This window comes from Legionella yabuuchiae (genome assembly GCF_900640115.1).
Lineage (GTDB): Bacteria > Pseudomonadota > Gammaproteobacteria > Legionellales > Legionellaceae > Legionella_A > Legionella_A yabuuchiae.
The window spans coordinates 1-23,643 of record NZ_CAAAIW010000004.1; the positions used below are offsets into that span (position 1 = coordinate 1).

Below are 23,643 nucleotides of genomic sequence, written 5' to 3' on the forward strand. Positions count from 1 at the left end.
AAGCCATAACTACTTTCTTCAAACAAATTGGGCGTAAAAAGAAATTATTGAGAGCTAGGCTCACTGATAAATTTCAAATTGTCAGTGAACCTAATTTCGGATTTTGAAGTGTAATGGCTATATCCTATTCATAAGGCTGTTTTAAATCAACACATCATGCTTATTGATTCTTGGTTAACTTATGATAGAGTTTCCACTCTTTCTGATACTAACGGTAGAGTTCCTTTGCACTACGCCGCTCGCTATGGCACAGAAGAGATAGTCGAGGTTGTTTGTAAAAAGAGTCCTGATTTGAACGTTAGGGATAACTATAATAAAACTCCTTTAATTTTAGCGGCTGAGGAAGGAAATTTGCCTGTAATGAAATTATTGATAAAAAATGGAGCGGATCCAAATTTAAAAGATTATGAGGGATATTCTGTCTTGCACCGAGCTATTCTTGGTGGTCAGGATGAGATGGTTCGCTGGCTATTACAGCATCCGACTATAAACATTAATGCTAGGACAAACCATGGTGATACGCCTTTATCTTTATCCGAGAAACGTGAAGGCTTTCAAGAAATTACTAATGTACTACTAGAAAAGGGCGGGAGCCATGCTTGTGGTTTAAAGCAATAATAAAAACGATAGTGATTTAATGCAGCAAGATTAAATTTTTTAAATCAAAAAAGCTAAGCCCATGAATACAGAATCCTCACTCGTTGGTTCACCGAGCTGACGTCTTATTGACTTTAATCGTCCATAATATTGCTCATGCTCGTATTCAATAAAAGCGCTAATTCCTGGGGCTATACGGTAATTAGGTCTTACATTGACAAATGTTTCATTTAATCCACTGCCAATTTGATCTCCAACGACGGTTTTAGTTGCAGCAATGCCGCGTAACTCTATTCCTATAAAGAAATTATTGGTTAATTGAGTATTTCGCCCAAACTCGATGTCGGCCTTAAAACTCCCTTTGTGATAATAGAAGCGCGAACTGTTCGCAATAAAATAAGGAAGCAATCCTTCAAATCCTGCCCCAGGTTGCCAGTAAGGGGTTTGTGAAGGGCGATAAAAATAATTCGCACCTCCTTTTAATGCCCAAAATTGACTGATTTGTCTCCAGTAAAATACATCCAGATCAGCATTTGAAATGCTACCTTGTTCCATTTCAGCATCGTTAACAAATAATTGTAATTTATTAAAGTCTGGTCCATATAAGCCGTAGTACGTTAGCATTTGCCGATTGTGAGAAAAATCTCCTCCCAAATCTATCCAGGAAGCAGCAAAAAATTTATTGGGTGTGTGGATTGGATCCTTTACAAGCGATAAAGGTATGGGTCGTAATTCATCGACTCGTACAATAGGTCTATTATAGTAGGGGGTATCCTCAATAATATATTGTGGTTTTTTCAATCCTTTGGCGACTTCCAGGATAGAGCCATATTGAAAGGTTCTAGATAGCCCTGATGCCATGTGATTTAGCATATGACAATGGAAAAACCATTGGCCGCTGGCATCGGTATCTAAGTCAGCAATGACTTGACTCCCAGGTGGTATGTCGATGGTATGTAATAACGGATCATAACTTCCATGCCCATTTCTAAGAATGAGCCAATGCCCGTGTAAATGCATGGGATGATGCATCATGGAATTGTTTGTAAATACCAGCCGATAACGTTTGCTGGGTAAAAGTTTAATGGGTTTTGCATAATACTCCGGAGTTCCATTTATAAGCCAAATAAAGCGATCCATAAACCCAAATAACTTTAAATCAATGGTTTTGTATATGGGTTTAGTCGGATCATTGGTTTTAACGCGTGCTTTTAAATGCTGATATTTCGTTCCGATGGTTTTGAGCTTATGATTTGGCTGATGTTTGGGGTTTGAGTTCGGTAGCGCCGCGGCTTCGATGGTATTTATTTTCGGTTGCTGATTTAAAGAGCTTTGCAACCCCATATGCTTCATTGGGTTTAAGCCACGCTTACGTTCATTCTTCATTTTTTCGCGTGTTACAGGTAAAGGCTCAGGGAAGGGTTTTATATTGTGATAAGGGACAGGCTGTTTTGGATCAGGCATGAGTGCCCCGTACACTTTTCCTACCTTATCGGTTGATTCGACATAAATAATGTAGGGTTGATTCTTTTCAATTTTTACCAGAACATCATTTGTTTCACCAGGACCCATGCGAAAGTCTTGGACCGCATAAGGAACGACATCATTGCCTTGAACGTGAACCATTTTCATATCTGCATCTGGCATTTTAATATGAAAGAATGTATTGGCACCAGCGTCAATGAACCTCAAACGAACGACATCTCCTACCTTTACGCGCTCCACCCAGGGCTTATCTTTAGGGTGCCCGTTTATCAGAAATCGATCATAAGCAATATCATTAATATCAAAAATACCCATTCGCATGTGCTGCATCATCTTATAATCCATCCAAAGTTTCTTTTGCTCTTCTTTAGATGCATTAACATAACTGCGAATAAAATGCAGAAGGGAGGGTTGCAGGGGAAATAAAGGAGAATAATACTCGCCAGACTTTTTTAAATTAGCTTGTATATGATCTGCTCTTGTGTTTTTCCAATCGGATAAAACAATCGCAAAATCTTTATTGTAATGATAAGAAGGGGGAGACTTAGGTTCAATAATGAAGGCGCCATACAACCCCTCTTGTTCTTGTAAACCTGCATGTGAATGATACCAATAAGTACCTGATTGACGGAGCTTATAATGATATTTAAACGTCGTTCCTGGCGGTATCCCTCGCTGTGTGATGTTCATTACCCCATCCATTTGCCACGGCAATATAATTCCATGCCAATGAATGGCCGCTTCTTTGTCTAATTGGTTATGAACATTTAGGGTAACTGTGTCTCCCTCTGTAAATCTTAAGGTAGGCGCAGGAATTTGATTATTCACGGTAATTGCGGTAGCGGACTTGCCGTTAAAATTGACGGTGCTATAAGAAATAGTTAAATCTACAGTATGATGGGTTGCATACGCTTGAAAACTAATTATCCAAAAACACAGTAAGCCATTAGAGATAATTCTTCGCATTAGCGTTCTCTTCAATCCTTTGAAAAATATTTTACTATACACGATCAACTATAAAATGCGACATTTATGTTATCGTCAAACCAGAAATGGTTGCCCGCCTGCGCGGGCATGACAGGTTTTTTGTCATGTACAGAGGTACATGATAAAAAACACTTGACCTTGCTTTCTGCAAATAATAGGGTTCATCATAGCAACGTCATTCAAAGAGTGTTTTTTTATGGCCACATATACAGTAGAACAATATCAAGAGTTACAGAGAACGAGTCAAACTTTAGAAGAATCTGTGCAAAGACTTCAGGCTTCGAATAGCCTTAAATTCAAAATTCTTATAGCAGCTGTTACTGTGGATGTGTTCGCTTTAGGACTCGGAATATTGAGCCTGGTGAAGGAAGAACAGCCTGGTTTGGCTCCGAGTATGTTAGGGTTAGGCGTTGTGTCATTAGGCTTATCTTGTTTTGGTCTATTTCATCATCATAAAAAAAATGAATCAACTCAAACGGCCACACACCCGCATCCATCACCTGTATCCGAGGTGTAGGGCATCGTAAAACAAAAGGACTTCATCATGACGGAAATTAAGGATAAACCTCCATGTATAATTGATGTTTTATGTATTGGTGCAGGTCCTGCCGGTCTAACCGCTGGGTATTTATTAGGGAAGCAGAAAAAATCATGTTTAATTTTAGAAAAAGATACCGAATATGTAGGCGGAATTTCCAGAACAGTTCAATATAAGGGATTTCGGTTCGACATTGGCGGTCATCGTTTTTTTTCTAAGTCTTCTAACATCGAAGCCTTATGGGAAGAGCTGCTTGGTGATGACTTTATTGAGCGACCTAGAAAATCACGGATTTTCTACCAAAAAAAATTTTTTACCTATCCGCTTAAGCCACTGGAAGCTTTGTGGAAACTCGGGCTTTATCCTTCTTGTTGCGCACTTTTGTCTTATCTTCGATTTCGACTGTTTCCGATAAAGCCTGTTCGTTCTTTTCAAGATTGGGTCACCAATCATTTTGGTCGATATTTTTTTCAAGTTTTTTTCAAAACCTATACCGAAAAAGTATGGGGCATGGCATGTACGGAGATTTCAGCCGATTGGGCGGCGCAAAGAATTAAGGGGCTTTCTTTAATCTCAGCATTAAAAAACGCTTGCTTCTCATCCGTGAATCAAGCTGATCCATCCATTAAAACATTAATTACCCACTTTCGTTATCCTAAATTGGGACCAGGGATGATGTGGGAGGCGGCTGAAGCAAAAATTCAACAACAGGGTAACCGAGTTGAACTTGGAGCATGCGTTACAGAGCTTGAGTATCAGGCGGATGATAAAATTTGGCGTGTTGGGTACACAACATGCGATGGGAAGAAAGTAGCTTATGCGAAGCAAATCATTTCCTCTATGCCGATACGAGAATTAGTCCATGCGTTATCCCCTTCCTTACCGGCTGAGATTATTGCTGCGGCAGATCGTTTGAAATATCGTGATTTTTTATTGATCGCCTTAATCGTGAATGAAGAAGGTCAATTTGATGATAATTGGATATACATACATGATCCCAGTGTTAAAGTCGGTCGCATACAAAATTTTCGCTCCTGGTCTCCCTATTTAATTCCAACGGAAGGTATGAATTGCTATGGATTGGAGTATTTTTGCTTCGAAGGTGACGGTTTATGGACGTCAACCGATGAAGAACTTTTAAAGCTGGCAAAAAAAGAAATCTATCATATAGGGCTTGTGAAAGAAAATTCAGTGATTGATGGCTGTGTGGTAAGACAGTCGAAAGCCTATCCTATCTATGATGATCAGTATAAAACGCATGTTGCGAAAATCCGTGATTATTTAAATGACCATTGTTCAGGATTGCATTTGGTTGGACGAAATGGCATGCATAAATATAACAATCAAGACCATGCCATGATGACAGCTAAATTAACTGTAGAAAATATTTTAGCGAATAAAGAACGTTACAATGTTTGGAATGTGAATGAAGATGCCGAATATCATGAAGATAGCGATCATGAATTCAACGTGACTGAGCGTTTAGTACCGCAGAAAATCTCATGAACTCATCACGCCTTTTAATGATTAAGTTTTTAGGATATATCGGGGTTGGTGGAATAGCGGCCCTTATCGATGCATTAAGTTTTTATGTCGCCAAGTATCAGTTTGGCTTATTTTACCTGCTAGCGTTGGCTTTAGGGTTTATCCCTGGAGTTACTACAAATTTTTTATTATGTAATGCCATATTGTTTAAAAAATACAACCGAAGCTTCTTTGGGGCTTGGTATCGGCATTTGCTGGCCAGTTTATTTAGTTTTTTTGTCAATGCTTGCGTCATGATCCTTCTGGTTGAAGGATTTGCCCTCAGAAACTATTTGGCAGTAAGAATTGTTGCGCTGGCTACAGGCTTTATAATTAGCTTTTTCTTAATACGAAATATAGCTTTTCAAGATAATAAGTATGCCAGAGCACGTCTATCCCCGTGACTTTCAAAAAGCATAAATCGCGCATTTTGAAAGTCACGGGGATAGACCTAAGCTAACACTTGAATGAGCCAGCAGAAGGAACTTCAGCGTGCATTTATTAGTGACCGGAGGTTTAGGATATATTGGCAGTCATTTTGTTGTTGCGGCCTTATATAGAGGGTATAAGGTAACCGTGATTGATAATCTTGTTAATTCGTCAATTGATGTCATTACGGGCATTAAGGCCCTCACGTCTAAATCGTTTGAATTCATTCAGGTTGATCTACGAAATAAAGCGCAATTAAGTTATTTATTTAACAAGAATACATTTGATCTCGTGGTTCATTTTGCGGGTTTAAAATCGGTTTATGAATCCCGCCTATTCCCCTTAAAGTATTACGAAACCAATGTTCTAGGCAGTGTTAATTTATTGCAAGCCATGCAGGAAGTAAACCTAAAGCGCATTGTGTTTTCCTCCTCTGCCACCGTTTATGGCCAGCCAATTACTTGTCCTTATACGGAAGCTCATCCAACCATCCCCATTAATGTTTATGGGGATACGAAACGATCGGTGGAACTCTTACTAAATCATATCTGCGACTCAGATGAAGACTTTAGCGCGATAGCATTACGATATTTTAATCCCATTGGGGCTCATCCTGATGGAGGAATTGGAGATTCTCCTAAAGGGATGCCGGAAAATTTAATGCCGTTTATAACTCAAGTTGCACTAAAAAAACATGCGTATTTACCGATATTCGGTGATGATTATTCGACCCCCGATGGAACTGGGATACGCGACTACATTCATGTAATGGATTTAGTTGAGGGACATATTCATGCCATGGATTATTTAATGAACCAGCTTAAGGGGTTTGACGTATTTAATCTTGGGACAGGGAAAGGGTATTCTGTATTAGAAGTGGTTAAAGCGTTTGAAGACGTTAATCGATGTACTATTCCGACAGTGATAAAACCACGCCGTCCTGGAGACTTAGCCGCCTATTGGGCCGATCCAAGCAAAGCTCAAAAAAAGCTAACTTGGCAAGCAACACGTTCTTTAGAACAAATGGTGCAAGACAGCTGGAATTGGCAACAATCTCTTTAGAGGTTGGTCTGAACAACACAAACGGTAAATAATACTTGCCAAGAATAAAATTTAGGAACGCTTCAAATAAATATCAAATGAATACAAGGGGTTATAGCTAACGCGTTTGACCCAATAATAGTCTTGCCACAACGCTTTGAAGCGCTGATTATCCTGCATAAAGGTAAGGTAATTAAAATCTGGATCATGGATATATCCATAATCTTTGCGATGAGTGATATTGACGTTAACGAGCACGAGATTTGGTTGAAACCGTTTAAAATCTTCAACGACCTGTTCTTGAATAGAATGCTTTAGTCGAGGCTCATTTGGGTGATTTATTAGCCCAGGAATTGGCCATAACGAACAGAAGCGAGATCCTAGTTCCATAGCTCCGTAGTACATAAAATAAGCAGATTGCATGTACGTACTGAACATAAAAAATGGTTTATCCGAAGCATAGGCAGAAACTTCCTTGATCATGCGATTAAATGCACAATTAGAGTTAAATGCGCATTGCATCTGATTTTTGGTGTTTAAGGCAATTGGAACAACATAAAATGTAGTGGTAAAAATGACTAAGGACATGGCTAATAAAGTCGTTTCGATTCCAGCATGTTTAAATTTCCTAAAACCCGATAAGCTAATCACACTAATTAATAGAATATTGCACGCATAAAGCGGTAATGCCTGATAGCGCCAACCCTTACCTTGCAAAAGGTAACTTAGGGCAAATCCGAGGGTTATTATAAAGAGATATTTGATGATCGTATTTAACCGATCTCTTTGAAAACAAAAAGCCCAAATGATCATTGTGATGTAAAAAAATATCATCGGCGCCTGCAATAATAAAGTGTGCAGATGCACATAGCGCTCTGAAACATAAGTATCCAGGATGACGGGTAATATTTCAGTAAGATAGCTCGGAGTAATCGTAAGAACACTAATGCCATAAGCTAGTTGCATGAATAATAGCGCGGCAAGATCCCATCGCATGAACACACGCAATGTTTTTTTATTCCACAACTGCCAAAGTTCAGTTAAACAAAAGGGAATAAAAAAATAAGGTGGTTTTAAAGCAAAGCCAACGCCTGCCATTACTCCCACTAAAACTTCAAGCCAAGCAGGCCGTGGTTTATCTAGGAGCAAAGAATAATTTAAGAAAAAATAAGGAAAGGTTAAAAGAAGCATGAGTTGCTCTTTTTGACCATAATCAACTAAAGTAACCAATCCAAGGCTTGTCGCTAGGGCTAATAATAAATAAGTCCCAAGGGTTTTATCTTCTCTGAATAAGTTACGAATTATTGTATTGCAGATAAGGAAACAAAACACCGTCAAACCGAGTAAAAAACTATAAAACACAGTAATTGACTTAAGCTGCACCATTTTAGCAAAGCTGACTAGGCTTCCATGTATAAAATAGAGAAGAGATGGATTGGTTTCAAAAAAATCATTTCCATATTGACCGCCTGAAAATAAGCGCTTACCAATTTCAAGACTCCAAATAATATCATGATGAATCAGACTATTAGTCTCAATTAAAATTTGAATGCCTAAACAAAGAATAAAAAAAAGCCAGATCAGTCTGTCCGAGGAACGATGCATTGGAGATTACCTAAGCTGAAGTAGGAGCTAAACTACCGGTTAATCGACTATTTACGCGATTATTCCAGTTTTTTCAATTGTTCGCGTAAATCTTCGCCAATATTGGCGTTTTTAAAATCAGAAGAGTCGATAAAGCGAATGGTTACTTCAAGACAGTGAGCAAGTTCGACTCGAGCTTCATGTAATGAGGCTTTTAATATATGGCCACCCGTTTTGGTGTTCTCATCATAAAAATGATAATGAAACCCTTGACCGCTAATAAAGGAAAAATAATCCGGTGTATAAAACGCAATTAATACTGCCTTCTCAACCTTATCAACGGTAAATTCTCGCTGCAAAGAGGGCAATGTTTCATACATGGGCCTGTAGGGTTTTTTTTGTGGGCATTCAGAGCGATACTTTATAGAGTTAAACGAGCCGATAATTCTTATAATATGAAAATAATTTTCAGAGGTTAGATGGGGGGCTAACGCTTCATCTATTTTTGACAAGCTACCTAAGTTTTTAAGCGTAAAGGTTTTTTCTGGGGTAAAATCGGCAGCCATTGCCCAGGGTACTTTTGTGGATGAATCAGCGAGACGTAATTTACCATCCGCTTTAACTTGATAACATTGTCCTTGATCCGCAATGAGTTCCCCATCAACTCTATCAAACGTTCCAATTCCACAACTTCTGTTAGCTAAAAGGCTATGCACTGTATCATCACCTTCATAAACCCCTTGTAGCATGGCGTTGAGCATTCCAGTAATATAGAGTTTATTTTTCATAGCCCTTATTATGATGAAGTAAGCTTATTGATAATATAAGCAGGATGTTACAATAGTTCAACAACATAATTCAGCGATTATGATACGCTACTATTGATTAAGAAAATGTTTAATAGGAAAGAATGGCTAAGGAGTAGTAATGCGTGAAGAATCAGAACTTGAAATTCCTTTTTATGAGCGATTGTTAGAAGCCTGTAAGCGTGTTGATCATCCTTTAAAAACGGCAATTGTGCATCCAGTTGAAAAAAACTCTCTAGAAGGTGCTGTTGCAGCCGCTACAGAAGGCATCATTGAGCCGGTTTTAGTTGGCCCTAAAGATCGAATCTTAAACGCTGCAGAAGAAGCGTCATTAGATATCTCTGAGTTTGAGTTAGTGGCTACAAAACATAGCCATGAAGCGGCTGAAACCGCGGTATGTATGGCAAGCAAAGGAGAAGTCGAAGCTTTAATGAAAGGGCATATTCACACCGATGAGTTGCTAAGCTTTGTGGTGAGCAAAGACTCGGGATTAAGAACAGCTCGACGAATTAGTCATGTGTTTTGTATTGATATCCCTAGGGATATTTACCCCAAGCCCTTATGGCTAAGTGATGCCGCCATTAATATTAAGCCTTCATTAGAAGACAAAAAAGACATTATTCAAAATGCCATTGATTTATTTCGCGCATGTGGGTTTGGTACGCCTAAAGTCGCAATTTTATCAGCAACCGAAAAAATTACTCACAAAATACCTTCTACCGTCGAAGCAGCAGCACTGTGCAAAATGGCAGACCGCGATTGGATCACAGGCGGAATATTAGATGGCCCCTTGGCCTTTGATAACGCCATTTCAAAAGAAGCGGCTGAAATCAAACAGATTAAATCACAAGTAGCAGGGGATGTGGATATTCTCATCGTGCCAGATATTGAATCGGGAAATATGCTTTATAAACAGATGAAATATCTTTCAGGATACAATGCTGCGGGTATTGTAATGGGCGCACATGTGCCGCTCATGCTAACAAGCCGAGTGGGGGGTGTAAAAGCACGACTTGCGTCAGCAGCATTGGCCTTACTATATATGAATGGTAAGGAATCTCAAGGAATATGACTAAGCATCTTTTAACCTGTAATGCCGGCTCTAATAGCTTAAAATGTGCTCTATACGAGGCAGCAACGCAAGCGTTAGTATATCGCTTCGAGGTGGATCGAATCCATGATCAAACCACGTTAACAATAAAAAATAAACGCGGAGAAACGATTGAAACTCATCAATCTATCGATAGCGGATATAAGGCTGCGTTATTGGCGATCTTAAATTGGTGTGACGATGAGGCTTCCTTGGATCTGATTGCAGCGGGTCACCGCATCGTCCATGGAGGGGTTGAGTTTGATAATGCCGTGGAAATAAATCAGGACATTAAGCAAACACTAACCGCGTTAATTCCATTAGCCCCGCTTCATCAACCCCATAATTTAAAGCTCTTTGAAATCTTAGCGGATAAATACCCACATTTGAAACAAGTTGCCTGCTTTGATACCGCCTTTCATCGAACCCAGCCTTGGTTAGCTCAGCAATTTGCTTTGCCTAGAGAACTTGTTCACGGTCAACACATCCTTCGCTATGGATTCCATGGCCTATCTTATGAGTATATATCTGGTATTTTGCCTCAATATGTTGACTCCTTTGAACATAAACGCATAATCATTGCTCATCTTGGCAGCGGGGCGAGCATGTGTGCTTTAAAACATGGCAACAGCGTAGCAACGACCATGGGATTTACAGCCCTAGAGGGATTAATGATGGCAAAACGGTGTGGTCGTCTTGATCCGGGTGTTGTGCTTTATTTACAACAAGAAAAGAAATGGTCACCTAAGGAAATTGAAACATTATTGTATGAGCGATCTGGATTACTTGGTGTTTCAGGCTTAAGCGGTGATATGCGTGATTTAGAAAACTCAGATGAACCAGAAGCAAAAGAAGCCATCGATCTGTTTTGCTACATTGCAGCAAAGGAATTAGGTGGTTTAATGATGGCACTAAACGGAATAGACGCCTTTGTTTTTACCGGAGCAATGGGGTGCAATGATGTTTTGGTACGATCGCATATTTGTGATTATCTAAGTTGGTTGGGCGTTCATATTGATGACGCCGCCAATGAAACTCATTCAACCGTCATATCTACAAGTGCGTCTAGGATTCCTGTGTTCGTACTGCCAACGGATGAAGAGCAGATCATTGCCAAACACACGGCAAACGTTTTAGGGTTATAACCGTATGAATTCAAAAATTATTTTTATTACAGGCTGTTCAACAGGAATCGGATTTGAGGCGAGTCAGGCTTTATCAAAGCGTGGTCATCGAGTGATCGCTTCTTGCCGTAAGTCAGAAGATATGAAGCGGCTAATTCAGCTTGGCATTGAAGTCGTACTAATGGATCTGAACGTCAGTGAGTCCATTCAGTCTGGTTTTGAAGAGCTGATGGCTAAAACGGATGGGCGATTAGATGTTCTAATTAACAATGCGGGTTATGGGCAAGCTGGGGCATTAGAAGATCTCTCTCGTGATGTTTTGCGCCAACAATTTGAGACGAATGTTTTTGGCCTAATGGAGCTTACTCGGCTGGCCATTCCTATCATGCGTGCGCAAGGGAAAGGGCGCATTATCAATCTTAGTTCTATCTTGGGAATAATCAGCTTGCCGTTTCGAGGCGCTTATAATGCCTCAAAATATGCCGTGGAAGGGATAACGGATACCCTCAGATTAGAACTCAACTCCTCGGGCATCAAAGTGATCTGTATCGAACCTGGTCCCATTACAAGCCAGTTCAGAGACACCAGTGTGTTGCGTGCGGAAGAAGAAATTAATATGCAAGAGAGCCACTATGAGGCTCAATATCAGCGAATGTTAGGGGATTATCGTACTCAGAAAAAAGAATCCGTGTTTACAAAGTCTCCTGAAGCGGTTGTGAATAAGCTGATTCAAGCAATTGAGTCAAAAAAACCAAAAGCTAAATATCCGGTCACGTTTCCGGCCTATCTATTTATCGCTTTAAAACGCATCTTGACGGTTAAAATGATGGATCGAGTTTTGAGGGCTGTGTCGAAAAAAGAGCTTGGAGCATAAGTCAAGCTCTTTTTCACCAGGGCAAGATCATACGATTAGGTATAATTAATAGCGCAAGTCGTTGCGCAATATTTTGTCATTCCCGCGCAGGCCATCCATTTTGAACGATCACGGGTATATTATTCATAGCCTCTCGAAGCTAATGCAGAAGATTTATTAGCGTTCCTGACGGGATGTTTACTGATTAAAAGATTATATAGCTTAGAAAATAAGATAGGAAACGCGCCATTCGAGGTTACGTTCGCGGTAGTTCCAAACGGATCGCAAATCATATAAACCGCTGTTACAAGGCCAACCATCTCACTGGAAAATCCTAAATGCGCTTCTAAAATAGGTGCAACCACAATAACCACGCCACCTGGAACGGCTGCCACCGCATATTTAGCTAATGCAGTGTACAGGGCAAAGATAATAAAGGCGGAAAGCGTCGGCGTTGGCATACCAAAGGTGGATATCGTGGCCAATGCTAGGATGGGGATTGCAATGGCGCTGCCGATGGTATGAATATTAATAATAGCTGGCACCAACATCTTGGCTCTTTGAGCGTCTTGCAAGTTTTTTTCCGTTGAAACGAGCAAGACGGGCATAGAAGCCGCACTAGAAATCGTACTCAATCCCGTAAGACTCGCAGGAAGAACATTTTTAATATAAAAAATAAAAGTTTTGAATGAAAATCGGCTGGCAATCATGTACCAAGAGCCAATATAAAACCACTGAGAAAATAGAATTAAGAGCAGTATAGGCCCGTAAATTTTTAAAGAAGCTTGTAGAATATTTTCATGTTCTAACTTAAAGACAAATCCGAGAATAAATAACGGTAATAGTGGGATAAAGACTTTTTTAAGAAAACCATTTGAAAGCTTATTCAGTTGGCTACCAAGTTGTTTTGCAGTCGAGCTAGGAAAGACAGAAAAGAAAATCCCACTGATAAAACCGCAAAGCAAAGCAATATCATTGGTTACTAATTTTTTTAAATGAAAGTGCCAAGCAGGCATAAGTTCGGCGGAATGATGAATCGCAGTTTCTTTAAAATGCAGCAAATTTAATCCGACTTTGCCCATGGTATAACCATACAGCAATGCCGTAAAATTAGAAGCAAAGACGCAACTCACTAACAATATGACAAAAAATATAGCGCCTTTTTGAAAATTGGATAGGCAAGAAAAAATAAAACTAAAAATGATAAAAGGTAACAAAAATTCTAATACGGCCTTCATGCTTAGGCTAAGCGCATAAGAAATGGATTTAACTTCAACCGGTACGTACGAGCCTAAAAATTGAGGAAAAATAAGTATTGCTAAAAGCAATAGAGGCAATTTCACCTTGTTTAAAAACTCTAAAGATATCATATAACAATCCTTTCGAAAGTTTACTTAACGCCATTTCGGGGTTATCTAAATTGACAACGTAATCCTATAAATAACAAATCAAAATGAAAAAAAACATTCCTTTTTGATTTTTAGGATGCCAAAAAAAGGACGCAGTAACCTAAAAAACAAACCAGTATGCCACTGTGTTTCTTATTAAATCAATATTGACAATGACTTTACGGACATAAATATTAGAAGTTACACTGTTGCAAAAACAATCAGTTGCTCCTCACATAGGGGCGCAGGACCTCTAAGTTAAGAATCCTATGAATCTACATATCGGTGATATTGTTATTGAGTTAATCCGAAAACCCATTAAAAACATCTATATTCGGATTGATCGTGAAGGGGGTGTTAAAGTAAGTGCGCCTAGAGCATGCTCAGACGATTATATTAAGCAGTTCGTAGAGAGTAAGCAGGATTGGATTCTTAAGCATACAAAAATAGTCAAGGCAAGACAGCCATATTCTTCATTACAATTCATATCGGGCGAATCGCACTGGTATTTAGGCAATCCCTACTGTCTAACCATTCAGACAAATGCTAAAAAAAATCAAATTGAATTAGCTCCTCCTTTGTTGCATTTTTTTGTTAAGGAAAATTCGACACAAGCTTCTATGGAAAAAATAATGTACGCTTGGTATCGCTCTGAGCTGAAAAAAATACTCCCCGCGCTTATCACAAAATGGGAGTCAATCATTGGTGTCCAAGTACAGGAGTGGGGTATAAAACGTATGAAGACAAGATGGGGCACTTGTAATCCACGAGCGCAGCGAATCTGGTTAAATCTTTCGCTAATCAAAAAACCGTTGCGATGTTTAGAATATGTATTGGTTCATGAAATGGTGCATCTTCTAGAAGCGAGCCATAATAAACGTTTTTACGCGTTTATGGATCGGTTTCTGCCGGAATGGAAAGTCATCCGTAAAGAATTGAAAACATTTGAAAATAAATAAAAAAATTCTCTGTACCGAGTTAAAAAATATTGTGTAGAGAGGTGTTTAAACAAGATTAAACATGCTTTAATAATCCAAAACCTCAGAGAACCTAGCATGCTTGTTGAAATACTCTCCAGAATCCAATTTGCATTTAGCATCGGATTTCACATTTTATTTCCCACGTTAAATTTAGGTCTGGCTCTGTTCATTGCAGGCATGGAAGCAACCTGGCTTTATACTCAAAATCCTATTTACTTAAGGCTCTGCAAATTCTGGGTGAAAGTCTTTGCGCTTACGTTTGGAATGGGGGTGGTCTCTGGAATTGTTTTGGCTTACCAAATTGGTACGAATTTTGGCCCATTTATTTCGGGGTTTGGCAATATCCTGGGAGCGCTATTTGCCTATGAAACATTAACGGCATTTTTTCTGGAAGCGGGATTTCTAGGAGTCATGTTGTTTGGTTGGGGGAGAGTTCATCCTTATTTACATTTTTTTGCTACGCTTTTTGTGACTCTTGGGACAACAGTGTCTGCCTTTTGGATCATGTCGGCAAACTCATGGATGCAGACTCCCTCAGGGTATGAGATTTTAGAGGGTAAGTATTTAGTCGCTAACTGGTGGGATATTGTTTTTAATCCATCTTTTATACCAAGAGTATTACATATGTTGTTTGCGTCCTATACAACAACATGTTTTGTATTGGCGGGAATTGCAAGTTATTTTTTATTGAAACATCGTTTTATCGAAATGTCTCGTAGGGTACTTTCAATTGCAATGTGGTCAGCGTTAGTTGTTGTGCCATTACAAATCGCAATTGGCGACAAAGTGGGGTTAGATGTTCATCAGTACCAACCTTTAAAGACGGCAGCTATGGAAGGGGTTTGGGAAACGCAGCGTGGTGCCCCGCTATTATTGTTTGCATGGCCGTCGCAAACAGAGCAAAAAAACGAGTATGTTATTGGCATTCCAAAATTAGCTAGCCTCATCAATACCCATGAGTGGGATGGAGAGCTTATTGGATTGCGCTCAGTCCCTCGCCAAGACCAACCACTCGTGGCTCCAGTATTTTATACCTTCAGGATCATGGTTGGCATTGGTGTGTTAATGTTAGGAACTGCACTTGCAGCGCTTTTTATGCGAAGAAACGAGCGACTTTATAAGTCTTCATGGTTTCATTACTGGTGCTTATTCATGGCACCACTGGGATTTGTCGCGGCTATTGCTGGATGGCTAACGGCGGAGATAGGCCGCCAACCTTGGGTTGTTTACAATTTGATGCGCACTCGAGATGCGGTGTCTGCTATTACGATGGAAGAGGTCATTATATCCCTCTGCCTGCTTATTTTGGCTTATGGAGTCATATTCGGGTTCTATCTGTACTATTTAATGAAAACAATACGTAAAGGTCCAAAAGATCTCAGAACAGATGAGATAGAGCATCATACCTTCCAATATATGACCGATATGAAGGGAGAAAAAAAATAATGCTGCCTCTAATTTTTGCTTGTCTTCTAGGCTTTATCATCATCATGTACGTCATTCTGGATGGCTTTGATCTGGGAATTGGCATTTTGTTTTTGTTTGCTCAAAGTGAGCGTGAGCGCGATATTATGATGAACTCAATCGCACCTGTATGGGATGGAAATGAAACCTGGCTCGTATTTGGTGGGGCAATGCTTTATGGTGCTTTTCCAATGGTTTATGGTTTGTTGTTGCCAATTTTATACATGCCCATAATGTTAATGCTGGTCGCTTTGATTTTTCGTGGCGTGTCGTTTGAATTTCGATTTAAAGCCGAAGCATCAAAGCCAATCTGGAATTGGGCCTTTACTGTTAGCTCAATCGCGGCTGCTTTTTTCCAAGGCGTCATTTTAGGGGCTTTTGTCCAAGGGTTTAATATTAATGAGGAGGCTATGGTTATCAGTGATCCCGATTGGATAACTCCATTTAGTTTAATGACCGGGGTTGCATTGATTTGTGGCTATGCGCTCTTGGGCTCGACTTGGATGGTGATTAAAAGTGAAGATGAATTACAGCGGAAAATGATTCATTTTGCAAAAGGGTTTTTATGTCTTATTGCCGCATTTCTTATTTTTGTGAGCATCTGGACGCCACTACATGATGAAGAAATTTTCAATCGGTGGTATAGTATACCCAACTTTTTTTTACTAATGCCTCTACCTGCAATTACCGCTTTAATGATTGTTTTAACTTGGAGAAATTTAACGCTTGGCAATGAAGTTAAGCCGTTCATTTACAGTGTCATTATTTTTCTTTGTTCTTATTGTGGGATTGGCATCAGTGTTTATCCTTATTTAATACCCCATGATGTTACATTGTGGGAAGCAGCAGCCCCAGATTCTACCCTGATTTTTATTTTAGTAGGGGTGGTTATTATGTTGCCAATTTTACTGGGATATACCTTTTATGCCTACAAGGTCTTTTGGGGGAAATCTGCGGAAGCAGGATATCATTGATCATTGAACTTTGAGAGTGGATTATTAGTCTATGCATGACGGTGCAGTGTTTTATACAATTTTTCTGATTTTTGGTGGCGCAGCCGTCTTCTCTACCGTTGTGCTTTACACTCGCCAATCTTTGCTTGTCGCCTATATTCTCTTAGGAGCAGCGTTTGGCCCTTGGGGATTAAAACTCGTGCCAGACTTAGGTGCGTTGCAGCAAGTCGGTGAGATGGGTATTGTATTTTTATTATTCTTGCTTGGTCTTCATTTGCAGCCTCAAAACTTGGTCCACATGCTTAAAAAGGTTACGTGGATTGCCTTATTAAGTTCCATATTTTTTGCCGTATTATCTTATTTCATTGGCCGTTGGTTTGGGCTTTCTGTTACAGACGCCTGGGTATTGGGCGGCGCAATGATGTTTTCTAGTACGATTATTGGCTTGAAATTATTGCCGACCACTATCTTGCATCATCAGCATACCGGTGAGGTTATGATTAGCGTTTTGTTAATGCAAGATCTTATCGCTATCGTTGTACTCATTTTAATAAATGGCGCGCAGCAGGGAGGAGGACTATCCTGGAATGATTTATTAATGGTTGGTGTGGCGTTGCCTGCGCTTATTTTCTTCGCATTTGCTGTCGAACGCTACGTGCTGATTAAATTGCTCGCCCGCTTTGACCGAACGCAAGAATATGTGTTTTTACTCTCTATTGGTTGGTGCCTGGGCTTATCGATTCTTGCGGCCAGACTGGGGTTATCAGAAGATATTGGCGCCTTTGTCGCCGGGGTTGCCTTGGCGGCCAGCCCTATTTCTTTATTCATTGCAGAAAGCTTAAAACCATTAAGAGATTTTTTCTTAGTTATGTTTTTCTTCTCCGTTGGCGCTACCTTTAATTTTGGTTATGCCGCTCAAGTGGTAATTCCAGCATTGATTTTATCCGTGCTCATCATAGTGCTAAAGCCTGTATGTTTCTATCTGATGTTAGCGAAAGCCGGAGAGAAGCGGTCCGTTGCTAAAGAAGTGGGCTATCGCCTTGGACAGGCCAGTGAGTTTTCTTTGTTAGTCGCAAGCATCGCACTTACGACAAACTTAATATCGGAGGTTGCCTCAAATCTCATACAGGCGACAACCATTTTAACCTTTATCGTTTCATCGTATTTAGTTGTGTTAAAATATCCAACACCAATGTCTTTGTCAGATAAAATGCGGAAAGATTAGGGTAGGAGCGGCTATGAAATTATTAGTAATTGTTCTTTGTTTATTAAGTGAGCGATTTCTTATACATATGAGTTCGCATCACCGTTTTGAATGGTTTGAACCTTACGCAAATAGCTTTTCTAAGAAATTACCTGAGAAAGGAATGTGGGCGAATGGCTGGGTCCGTTTGGCTGCTTTAATTTTACCAATAATCACGGTTTCCAGTTTAATCTTCTTTTTTTTAAATAACGTTGCTTTTGGCTTCGCCAGCTTAATATTTAATATTCTATTGTTCTATTATTGTCTCGGTCCACAAAATCCTTTTTATCCTAAAAGACAGCATACCGAACATGAAATTACCCCCGATGAAGTAGGAGCATACCTAGCGGATGTAAATGGACAATTATTTACTGTTATTTTTTGGTATATCGTTATCGGACCAATAGGAATATTGGCTTACCGAATGATATCACTATCTCGGTCGCTCAATATTACTAAGCCTGCGGCTAGCCTGCTTACCGCTTTACTAGACTGGATTCCTGCTAAAATGACCTCATTTCTTTATTTATTAGTGGGCAATTTTCAGGCTGGATTAAGTTATTTTCTAAAGTATTTTTTTATGTCACCTGAAGCGAATCGCTTAATGCTAATTCAGTGTGGCCTGCAAGCGGTTGAAAAGGAGCAGGAATCTCAGATGCTTTTGCCGCAAGCTGAAACATTAGTTGAACACGCGGTGATAGTACTGTTAGTCTTCTTAGCTATCTTTACCATGGTGGCCTGGCTATGATGAAAGTGATCGTTACTTTGCTGACTTTACTCTTATCCGCTTGTGCGCAGCATTCACTGACCCCAGCAGAAGTAGTGTGTAAGGCAGAATGCCAGAAACGCTTCGAGGCTTGCTGTATGGTTTGTAAAAATAATTGTAAACATTGCTCTTTTTCTACCACCCAGACCGCAGCTCGCAGTTACGCTAAATTTAAACATCGGCAATGTGTCCAAGGTGCTATGATTTCACGCGAGTTGCAATCCTTTCGCGATCCACTACAATGCAGCAAAACTACGTGCGAATGCATCGGGGACTACCGTATTTGTGAACAATCCTGCACAGGCTTGATTCACAAACGATTACAAGTTGCCCCAACATGCTGCTAATTTTTCTTCAGACGAGGAAACTTAATGTCCATCGAAAATACAAAAGATATAGATCCAGTTGAAACCAGAGAGTGGCTAGATGCTTTAGAATCTGTTGTTGCTCATGAAGGCAGTGACCGAGCAAAGTTCATTCTCAAGCAATTATTGGAACAGGCAAATGCTTCAGGTATAAAACTCGCATCGTCTATCCATACGCCTTATCGCAATACAATAAGACCTCATGAAGAGCAGCAAATGCCTCCTGATGAGGGAATTGCTAAGCGCATTAGCGCTCTAATTCGATGGAATGCCGTTGCTATGGTTCTGCGTGCGGGTAAGTATGCTCCTGAGTTGGGTGGGCATATTGCAACGTATGCTTCCGCATCGACGCTCTATGAAATCGGGTTTAATTACTTTTTTAAGGGACCTGAGAAAAATGGCGGTGATTTACTGTATATTCAAGGTCATTCTTCTCCTGGTATCTATGCGCGCGCTTTCTTAGAAGGTCGTTTATCAGAACAGCAGCTTGATCATTTCAGACAAGAAGTGGAAGTGGACGGATTGTCTTCTTATCCGCATCCGTGGTTAATGGGGGATTTTTGGCAGTTTCCCACCGTTTCAATGGGACTTGGCCCTTTACAAGCAATTTATCAAGCGCGTTTCCTGAAGTATTTAGAACACCGAGGCTTGATTGAAAATAACGGACGGAAAGTTTGGGCATTTCTAGGGGATGGTGAAACAGATGAGCCTGAATCTTTAGGAGCCTTAACTATTGCCGCGCGAGAAAAGTTAGATAATTTGATTTTTGTAATCAACTGCAACCTCCAACGGCTTGATGGGCCGGTTCGTGGTAATGGAAAAATCATACAGGAGCTTGAAGGAGTTTTCCGTGGTGCTGGTTGGAATGTAATTAAAGTGATTTGGGGTGGGCGTTGGGATCCACTGTTAGCTCGAGACAAGGATGGTATTTTACAAAAACGCATGGAAGAGTGCGTCGATGGTGATTATCAAGCTTATAAGGCAAACGATGGCGCCTATGTGCGAGAGCATTTCTTTAATCAGTATCCTGAACTTAAAAAAATGGTTGAGCATATGTCGGATGAAGAAATCTGGCGCTTGAATCGTGGTGGTCATGATGCTCAGAAAGTTTATGCTGCCTATGCTGAAGCGGTAGCACACACCGGGACGCCGACGGTAGTCTTAGCTAAAACCATTAAAGGATATGGAATGGGGGCAGCCGGCGAGGGAATGAACATCACACATCAGCAAAAGAAGATGACTGTAGAGCAGTTACGAGCGTTTCGTGATCGCTTTAGCATCCCCGTTAGTGACGATAAAATTACCGACGTGCCGTTTTACCGTCCAGATGAAGACAGCCCCGAAATTCAGTTCTTACGAAAGCAACGTGAAGCATTAGGCGGGTTCTTACCTCATCGTAGTCATGAGTGTGAGTCATTGAGTGTTCCTGAGCTTGAAGCTTTTTCTACCGTTACAAAAAATTCAGGTGATCGTGAAATTTCAACGACGATGGCGTTTGTTCGTATTCTTTCCGTTTTACTAAAAGATAAAGAGCTTGGTAAACGCATTGTGCCAATTGTTCCCGATGAATGCCGCACGTTTGGTATGGAAGGATTATTCAGACAGGTTGGAATTTATTCTCCTGTTGGCCAGCTTTATACCCCAGTGGATCATGAGCAAGTCATGTTTTACAAAGAAGCTAAGGATGGGCAGATCCTAGAAGAAGGAATTAATGAAGCGGGAGCATTTTGCTCATGGATTGCAGCAGCAACTTCATACAGTACAAACAGCTTGCCAATGATTCCTTTTTACATCTATTACTCCATGTTTGGCTTCCAGCGCGTAGGAGATTTGGCTTGGGCAGCTGGGGATATGAAAGCACGCGGATTTTTATTAGGTGGAACAGCAGGGCGCACCACCTTGGCGGGAGAAGGCTTACAACACCAAGATGGGCATAGCCAAATTTATGCCTCTACTATCCCAAATTGTGTGAGCTACGACCCAACCTATGCTTACGAGCTTGCAGTCATCATTCAAGATGGTTTGCGTCGTATGTATAAAAATCAGGAAAATGTGTTTTATTACATTACTGTGATGAATGAAAATTATCATCACCCCGATATGCCAGAAGGAGTAGAAGAGGGCATTATTAAAGGCATGTACCTGATTGAAAAATGTGCTAAACCTTCTAAAAAACATGTTCAATTGATGGGATCAGGGACTATTTTAAGAGAAGTCCTTGAGGCTTCCAGTATGTTAAAGGAAGATTTTTCAATTACCTCGGATGTATGGAGCGTAACAAGCTTTAATGAACTTAGAAAAGAAGGGCTTGAAGTGGAGCGATTTAATCGTATGCACCCAGGTGAACAACCGAGAGAGAGTTATGTCACTCAGCAATTGGCAGATATGAAAGGCCCTGTTATTGCTGCAACTGACTATATACGCTTATATGCTGATCAGATTCGACAGTTTATAAACGTTCCGTATACAACGTTAGGCACCGACGGATTTGGACGAAGTGATACTCGAGCCAAATTACGTCATTTCTTTGAAGTGGACGCCAAGTTCATCGTGGTAGCAGCATTAACTGCTTTAGCCAATGAAGGAACGATTCCAAAGTCCACCGTTAAAGACGCATTTAAACGATACGATATCGATCAGGATAAGCTTAATCCGGCAACGCATTAAGTTAACAAAAACCTGTGGTGTTGATGCTAGTGTTTATCAAGACCACATACATGTATTGATCCAGAGGGTGAGAGATAATTCATATGGCAGATGACAATAAGATAACCGTGCCAGACATTGGTGGAGCCACTGATGTTGATGTAATTGAAATTCTGGTTAAATCAGGGGATGAAATCAGTAAGGATACACCGCTAATCACATTAGAATCGGATAAGGCGAGCATGGATATCCCTTCTCCCAAAGCCGGTACAGTTAAATCGATTGAGCTAAATGCTGGCGATAAAGTCTCTGAAGGCGACTTAATTTTAATATTAGAGGACGAAGAAAGAGCTTCATCTGAAAAGAAAAAAGAGAAGAAAAAAGACGAAACACAACATGAAGATACGAAGAGCGATCAAAAACCCAGCGAAGTCAAAAATGAACGCGCTTCACAAGCAAAGACAAAAGAAGAGATTAAGGTTCCAGATATTGGCGGCGCAACTCAGGTAGAAGTGATTGAGGTCTTTGTAAGCAAGGGAGATAAACTCAGTAAAGACGATTCAATCATTACATTGGAATCCGATAAGGCCAGCATGGAAATTCCCTGTCCTAAAGAAGGCGTTGTGCAAGACGTCAAGGTTAAAGTTGGTGATAAAGTTTCTGAAGGCGATTTAATTCTTGTTTTAGAAACCAGCGAAAGTATTGCAGAAGAAACCGAATCAAAAGAGAAACAACCCCAGAGAAAGGCGGAGTCAGAACAAGAGGAAACAGACGTCAAAGCATTAAAAAAACCAGAAAAGCAGGTTCCAGGCGAACCTTCCAAGTCATTTGCTTTACCCTCTGAATCATTCACGGAAGCAGGGACTTCTGTTTTTGCAGGCCCTGCTGTGCGACGTTTAGCGCGGGAGTTGGGGGTTCATCTAAAACAAGTTAAAGGATCAGGCAGAAAGTCTAGAATTACGAAAGAAGATGTTCATGAATACGTTAAAGCTAGGTTGCAAGATAAATCTGCGGCTAGCGGTTTGGCGTTACCCCCCGCACCTAGCATTGATTTTAGTAAGTTTGGTGAAGTCGAAACCAAGCCTTTGAATAAGATTAAACGCTTAACCGGAGAAAACGTTCACCGAGCCTGGTTAACCATTCCTCATGTCACACAATTTGATGAGGCAGATATTACAGAACTCGAAGTATTTCGAAAACAAGAGGCTGAGGCTGCGAAAGAAGCTGGTTATAAGCTAACGTTACTTGCTTTTGTCTGTAAAACCGTCAGTAAAGCGTTGGCGCAATTTCCACAGTTTAATACTTCTCTGGATCCTGGTGGTGAACAGTTAATTTACAAAAAATACTGTAATATTGGTGTTGCGGTTGAAACGCCAAACGGGTTGGTGGTGCCAGTGATTAAAGAGGTAGATAAATTATCCGTGAGCGATATCGCGAAAGAAATGTCACGATTAAGCACCAAAGCACGAGAAAAGGGGTTGATGCCAGCGGATATGAGTGGCGGGTGTTTCACTATATCTAGCTTAGGCGGCATAGGTGGTACGGCATTTACGCCAATTGTTAATAGCCCAGAAGTGGCTATTTTAGGCTTGTCGCGGTCAATTATGAAGCCAGTCTATCGCAATAAACAGTTTGAGCCACGACTCATGCTGCCACTGTCACTTTCGTATGATCATCGCGTGATCGATGGTGCAGAAGCCGCGCGGTTTACGCGCTATTTAGCCGATAGCTTAGAAGATATCCGCAAAATTTTATTATAGTTTTTGAAACAAGAGGCTTT

At 40.4% G+C, this 23,643-nt stretch carries 19 protein-coding genes; 15 read left to right on the forward strand and 4 right to left on the reverse strand.

The window, feature by feature from the left end:
• Positions 1-126: 126 nt before the first annotated feature.
• Positions 127-618, forward strand: a complete 492-nt coding sequence (locus tag E1O47_RS02130) for an ankyrin repeat domain-containing protein (RefSeq protein WP_133129624.1) — start codon at positions 127-129, stop codon at positions 616-618.
• Between the two features lie 39 nt (positions 619-657).
• Here E1O47_RS02130 and E1O47_RS02135 read toward each other — a convergent pair whose 3' ends face one another.
• A complete protein-coding gene (locus E1O47_RS02135; protein ID WP_133129625.1) occupies positions 658-3,048 on the reverse strand; it encodes a multicopper oxidase domain-containing protein in 2,391 nt (796 codons plus the stop codon).
• 217 nt (positions 3,049-3,265) lie between these two features.
• Between E1O47_RS02135 and E1O47_RS02140 the strand changes: the two genes are divergently transcribed.
• From E1O47_RS02140 to galE, 4 genes are all read left to right on the forward strand, one after another.
• Positions 3,266-3,586, forward strand: coding sequence for a hypothetical protein (locus tag E1O47_RS02140; protein WP_133129626.1), 321 nt, complete (start codon positions 3,266-3,268; stop codon positions 3,584-3,586).
• Between the two features lie 27 nt (positions 3,587-3,613).
• A complete protein-coding gene (locus tag E1O47_RS02145) occupies positions 3,614-5,113 on the forward strand; it encodes an NAD(P)/FAD-dependent oxidoreductase (RefSeq protein ID WP_133129627.1) in 1,500 nt (499 codons plus the stop codon).
• Positions 5,110-5,535 (forward strand): GtrA family protein, encoded by a 426-nt coding sequence (locus tag E1O47_RS02150; protein ID WP_133129628.1) that lies wholly within the window; start codon positions 5,110-5,112, stop codon positions 5,533-5,535. The genes E1O47_RS02145 and E1O47_RS02150 overlap by 4 nt, the downstream gene beginning before the upstream one ends.
• 88 nt (positions 5,536-5,623) lie before the next feature.
• Positions 5,624-6,622 (forward strand): UDP-glucose 4-epimerase GalE, encoded by a 999-nt coding sequence (gene galE / locus E1O47_RS02155; protein WP_133129629.1) that lies wholly within the window; start codon positions 5,624-5,626, stop codon positions 6,620-6,622.
• Between the two features lie 51 nt (positions 6,623-6,673).
• Here galE and E1O47_RS02160 read toward each other — a convergent pair whose 3' ends face one another.
• Positions 6,674-8,206: a hypothetical protein gene (locus tag E1O47_RS02160; RefSeq protein WP_133129630.1), complete on the reverse strand. Its 1,533-nt coding sequence runs from the start codon at positions 8,204-8,206 to the stop codon at positions 6,674-6,676.
• Between the two features lie 59 nt (positions 8,207-8,265).
• The gene (locus E1O47_RS02165) at positions 8,266-8,973 is read right to left on the reverse strand and encodes an acetolactate decarboxylase (protein ID WP_133129631.1); all 708 of its coding nucleotides are present in this window, start codon (positions 8,971-8,973) and stop codon (positions 8,266-8,268) included.
• Positions 8,974-9,112: 139 nt separating this feature from the next.
• Here E1O47_RS02165 and E1O47_RS02170 point away from each other — a divergent pair, with 139 nt between their 5' ends.
• From E1O47_RS02170 to E1O47_RS02180, 3 genes are read left to right on the forward strand one after another with little or no spacing between them, the layout of a single operon-like run.
• Positions 9,113-10,063, forward strand: coding sequence for a bifunctional enoyl-CoA hydratase/phosphate acetyltransferase (locus E1O47_RS02170; protein ID WP_133129632.1), 951 nt, complete (start codon positions 9,113-9,115; stop codon positions 10,061-10,063).
• A complete protein-coding gene (locus E1O47_RS02175; protein WP_133129633.1) occupies positions 10,060-11,226 on the forward strand; it encodes an acetate/propionate family kinase in 1,167 nt (388 codons plus the stop codon). The genes E1O47_RS02170 and E1O47_RS02175 overlap by 4 nt, the downstream gene beginning before the upstream one ends.
• 4 nt (positions 11,227-11,230) lie before the next feature.
• The gene (locus tag E1O47_RS02180; RefSeq protein ID WP_133129634.1) at positions 11,231-12,079 is read left to right on the forward strand and encodes an SDR family NAD(P)-dependent oxidoreductase; all 849 of its coding nucleotides are present in this window, start codon (positions 11,231-11,233) and stop codon (positions 12,077-12,079) included.
• A 119-nt stretch (positions 12,080-12,198) separates the two neighbouring features.
• Here E1O47_RS02180 and E1O47_RS02185 read toward each other — a convergent pair whose 3' ends face one another.
• Complete coding sequence (locus tag E1O47_RS02185) at positions 12,199-13,428, reverse strand: cation:dicarboxylate symporter family transporter (RefSeq protein WP_133129635.1); 1,230 nt, start codon at positions 13,426-13,428, stop codon at positions 12,199-12,201.
• 287 nt (positions 13,429-13,715) lie between these two features.
• On the opposite strand from E1O47_RS02185, the gene E1O47_RS02190 reads away from it, so the two are divergent.
• The 7 genes from E1O47_RS02190 (at position 13,716) to aceF (ending at position 23,623) form a co-directional block, all read left to right on the forward strand.
• Positions 13,716-14,405 (forward strand): M48 family metallopeptidase, encoded by a 690-nt coding sequence (locus E1O47_RS02190; protein ID WP_133129636.1) that lies wholly within the window; start codon positions 13,716-13,718, stop codon positions 14,403-14,405.
• 96 nt (positions 14,406-14,501) lie between these two features.
• Positions 14,502-15,872: a cytochrome ubiquinol oxidase subunit I gene (locus tag E1O47_RS02195; protein WP_133129637.1), complete on the forward strand. Its 1,371-nt coding sequence runs from the start codon at positions 14,502-14,504 to the stop codon at positions 15,870-15,872.
• Positions 15,872-16,864, forward strand: coding sequence for a cytochrome d ubiquinol oxidase subunit II (gene cydB / locus E1O47_RS02200; RefSeq protein WP_133129638.1), 993 nt, complete (start codon positions 15,872-15,874; stop codon positions 16,862-16,864). The genes E1O47_RS02195 and cydB overlap by 1 nt, the downstream gene beginning before the upstream one ends.
• Before the next feature lie 31 nt (positions 16,865-16,895).
• Positions 16,896-18,068 (forward strand): cation:proton antiporter, encoded by a 1,173-nt coding sequence (locus E1O47_RS02205; protein WP_133129639.1) that lies wholly within the window; start codon positions 16,896-16,898, stop codon positions 18,066-18,068.
• A 13-nt stretch (positions 18,069-18,081) separates the two neighbouring features.
• The gene (locus E1O47_RS02210) at positions 18,082-18,834 is read left to right on the forward strand and encodes a CobD/CbiB family protein (protein ID WP_133129640.1); all 753 of its coding nucleotides are present in this window, start codon (positions 18,082-18,084) and stop codon (positions 18,832-18,834) included.
• Positions 18,835-19,223: 389 nt separating this feature from the next.
• Positions 19,224-21,884 carry a pyruvate dehydrogenase (acetyl-transferring), homodimeric type gene (gene aceE / locus E1O47_RS02215; protein ID WP_133129641.1) on the forward strand — a complete coding sequence of 887 codons (2,661 nt, stop codon included), beginning with the start codon at positions 19,224-19,226 and terminating at the stop codon, positions 21,882-21,884.
• 83 nt (positions 21,885-21,967) lie between these two features.
• Positions 21,968-23,623 carry a dihydrolipoyllysine-residue acetyltransferase gene (gene aceF, locus E1O47_RS02220; protein ID WP_133129642.1) on the forward strand — a complete coding sequence of 552 codons (1,656 nt, stop codon included), beginning with the start codon at positions 21,968-21,970 and terminating at the stop codon, positions 23,621-23,623.
• Positions 23,624-23,643: the final 20 nt, after the last annotated feature.

What these genes read in the sequence shown, in the direction of transcription:
- E1O47_RS02135 (WP_133129625.1), bottom strand. Translation starts at nt 3,048, where the DNA reads ATGCGAAGAATTATCTCTAATGGCTTACTGTGTTTTTGGATAATTAGT.
- E1O47_RS02140 (WP_133129626.1), top strand. Translation starts at nt 3,266, where the DNA reads ATGGCCACATATACAGTAGAACAATATCAAGAGTTACAGAGAACGAGT.
- E1O47_RS02145 (WP_133129627.1), top strand. Translation starts at nt 3,614, where the DNA reads ATGACGGAAATTAAGGATAAACCTCCATGTATAATTGATGTTTTATGT.
- E1O47_RS02150 (WP_133129628.1), top strand. Translation starts at nt 5,110, where the DNA reads ATGAACTCATCACGCCTTTTAATGATTAAGTTTTTAGGATATATCGGG.
- E1O47_RS02160 (WP_133129630.1), bottom strand. Translation starts at nt 8,206, where the DNA reads ATGCATCGTTCCTCGGACAGACTGATCTGGCTTTTTTTTATTCTTTGT.
- E1O47_RS02165 (WP_133129631.1), bottom strand. Translation starts at nt 8,973, where the DNA reads ATGAAAAATAAACTCTATATTACTGGAATGCTCAACGCCATGCTACAA.
- E1O47_RS02170 (WP_133129632.1), top strand. Translation starts at nt 9,113, where the DNA reads ATGCGTGAAGAATCAGAACTTGAAATTCCTTTTTATGAGCGATTGTTA.
- E1O47_RS02175 (WP_133129633.1), top strand. Translation starts at nt 10,060, where the DNA reads ATGACTAAGCATCTTTTAACCTGTAATGCCGGCTCTAATAGCTTAAAA.
- E1O47_RS02180 (WP_133129634.1), top strand. Translation starts at nt 11,231, where the DNA reads ATGAATTCAAAAATTATTTTTATTACAGGCTGTTCAACAGGAATCGGA.
- E1O47_RS02185 (WP_133129635.1), bottom strand. Translation starts at nt 13,428, where the DNA reads ATGATATCTTTAGAGTTTTTAAACAAGGTGAAATTGCCTCTATTGCTT.
- E1O47_RS02190 (WP_133129636.1), top strand. Translation starts at nt 13,716, where the DNA reads ATGAATCTACATATCGGTGATATTGTTATTGAGTTAATCCGAAAACCC.
- E1O47_RS02195 (WP_133129637.1), top strand. Translation starts at nt 14,502, where the DNA reads ATGCTTGTTGAAATACTCTCCAGAATCCAATTTGCATTTAGCATCGGA.
- cydB (WP_133129638.1), top strand. Translation starts at nt 15,872, where the DNA reads ATGCTGCCTCTAATTTTTGCTTGTCTTCTAGGCTTTATCATCATCATG.
- E1O47_RS02205 (WP_133129639.1), top strand. Translation starts at nt 16,896, where the DNA reads ATGCATGACGGTGCAGTGTTTTATACAATTTTTCTGATTTTTGGTGGC.
- E1O47_RS02210 (WP_133129640.1), top strand. Translation starts at nt 18,082, where the DNA reads ATGAAATTATTAGTAATTGTTCTTTGTTTATTAAGTGAGCGATTTCTT.
- aceE (WP_133129641.1), top strand. Translation starts at nt 19,224, where the DNA reads ATGTCCATCGAAAATACAAAAGATATAGATCCAGTTGAAACCAGAGAG.
- aceF (WP_133129642.1), top strand. Translation starts at nt 21,968, where the DNA reads ATGGCAGATGACAATAAGATAACCGTGCCAGACATTGGTGGAGCCACT.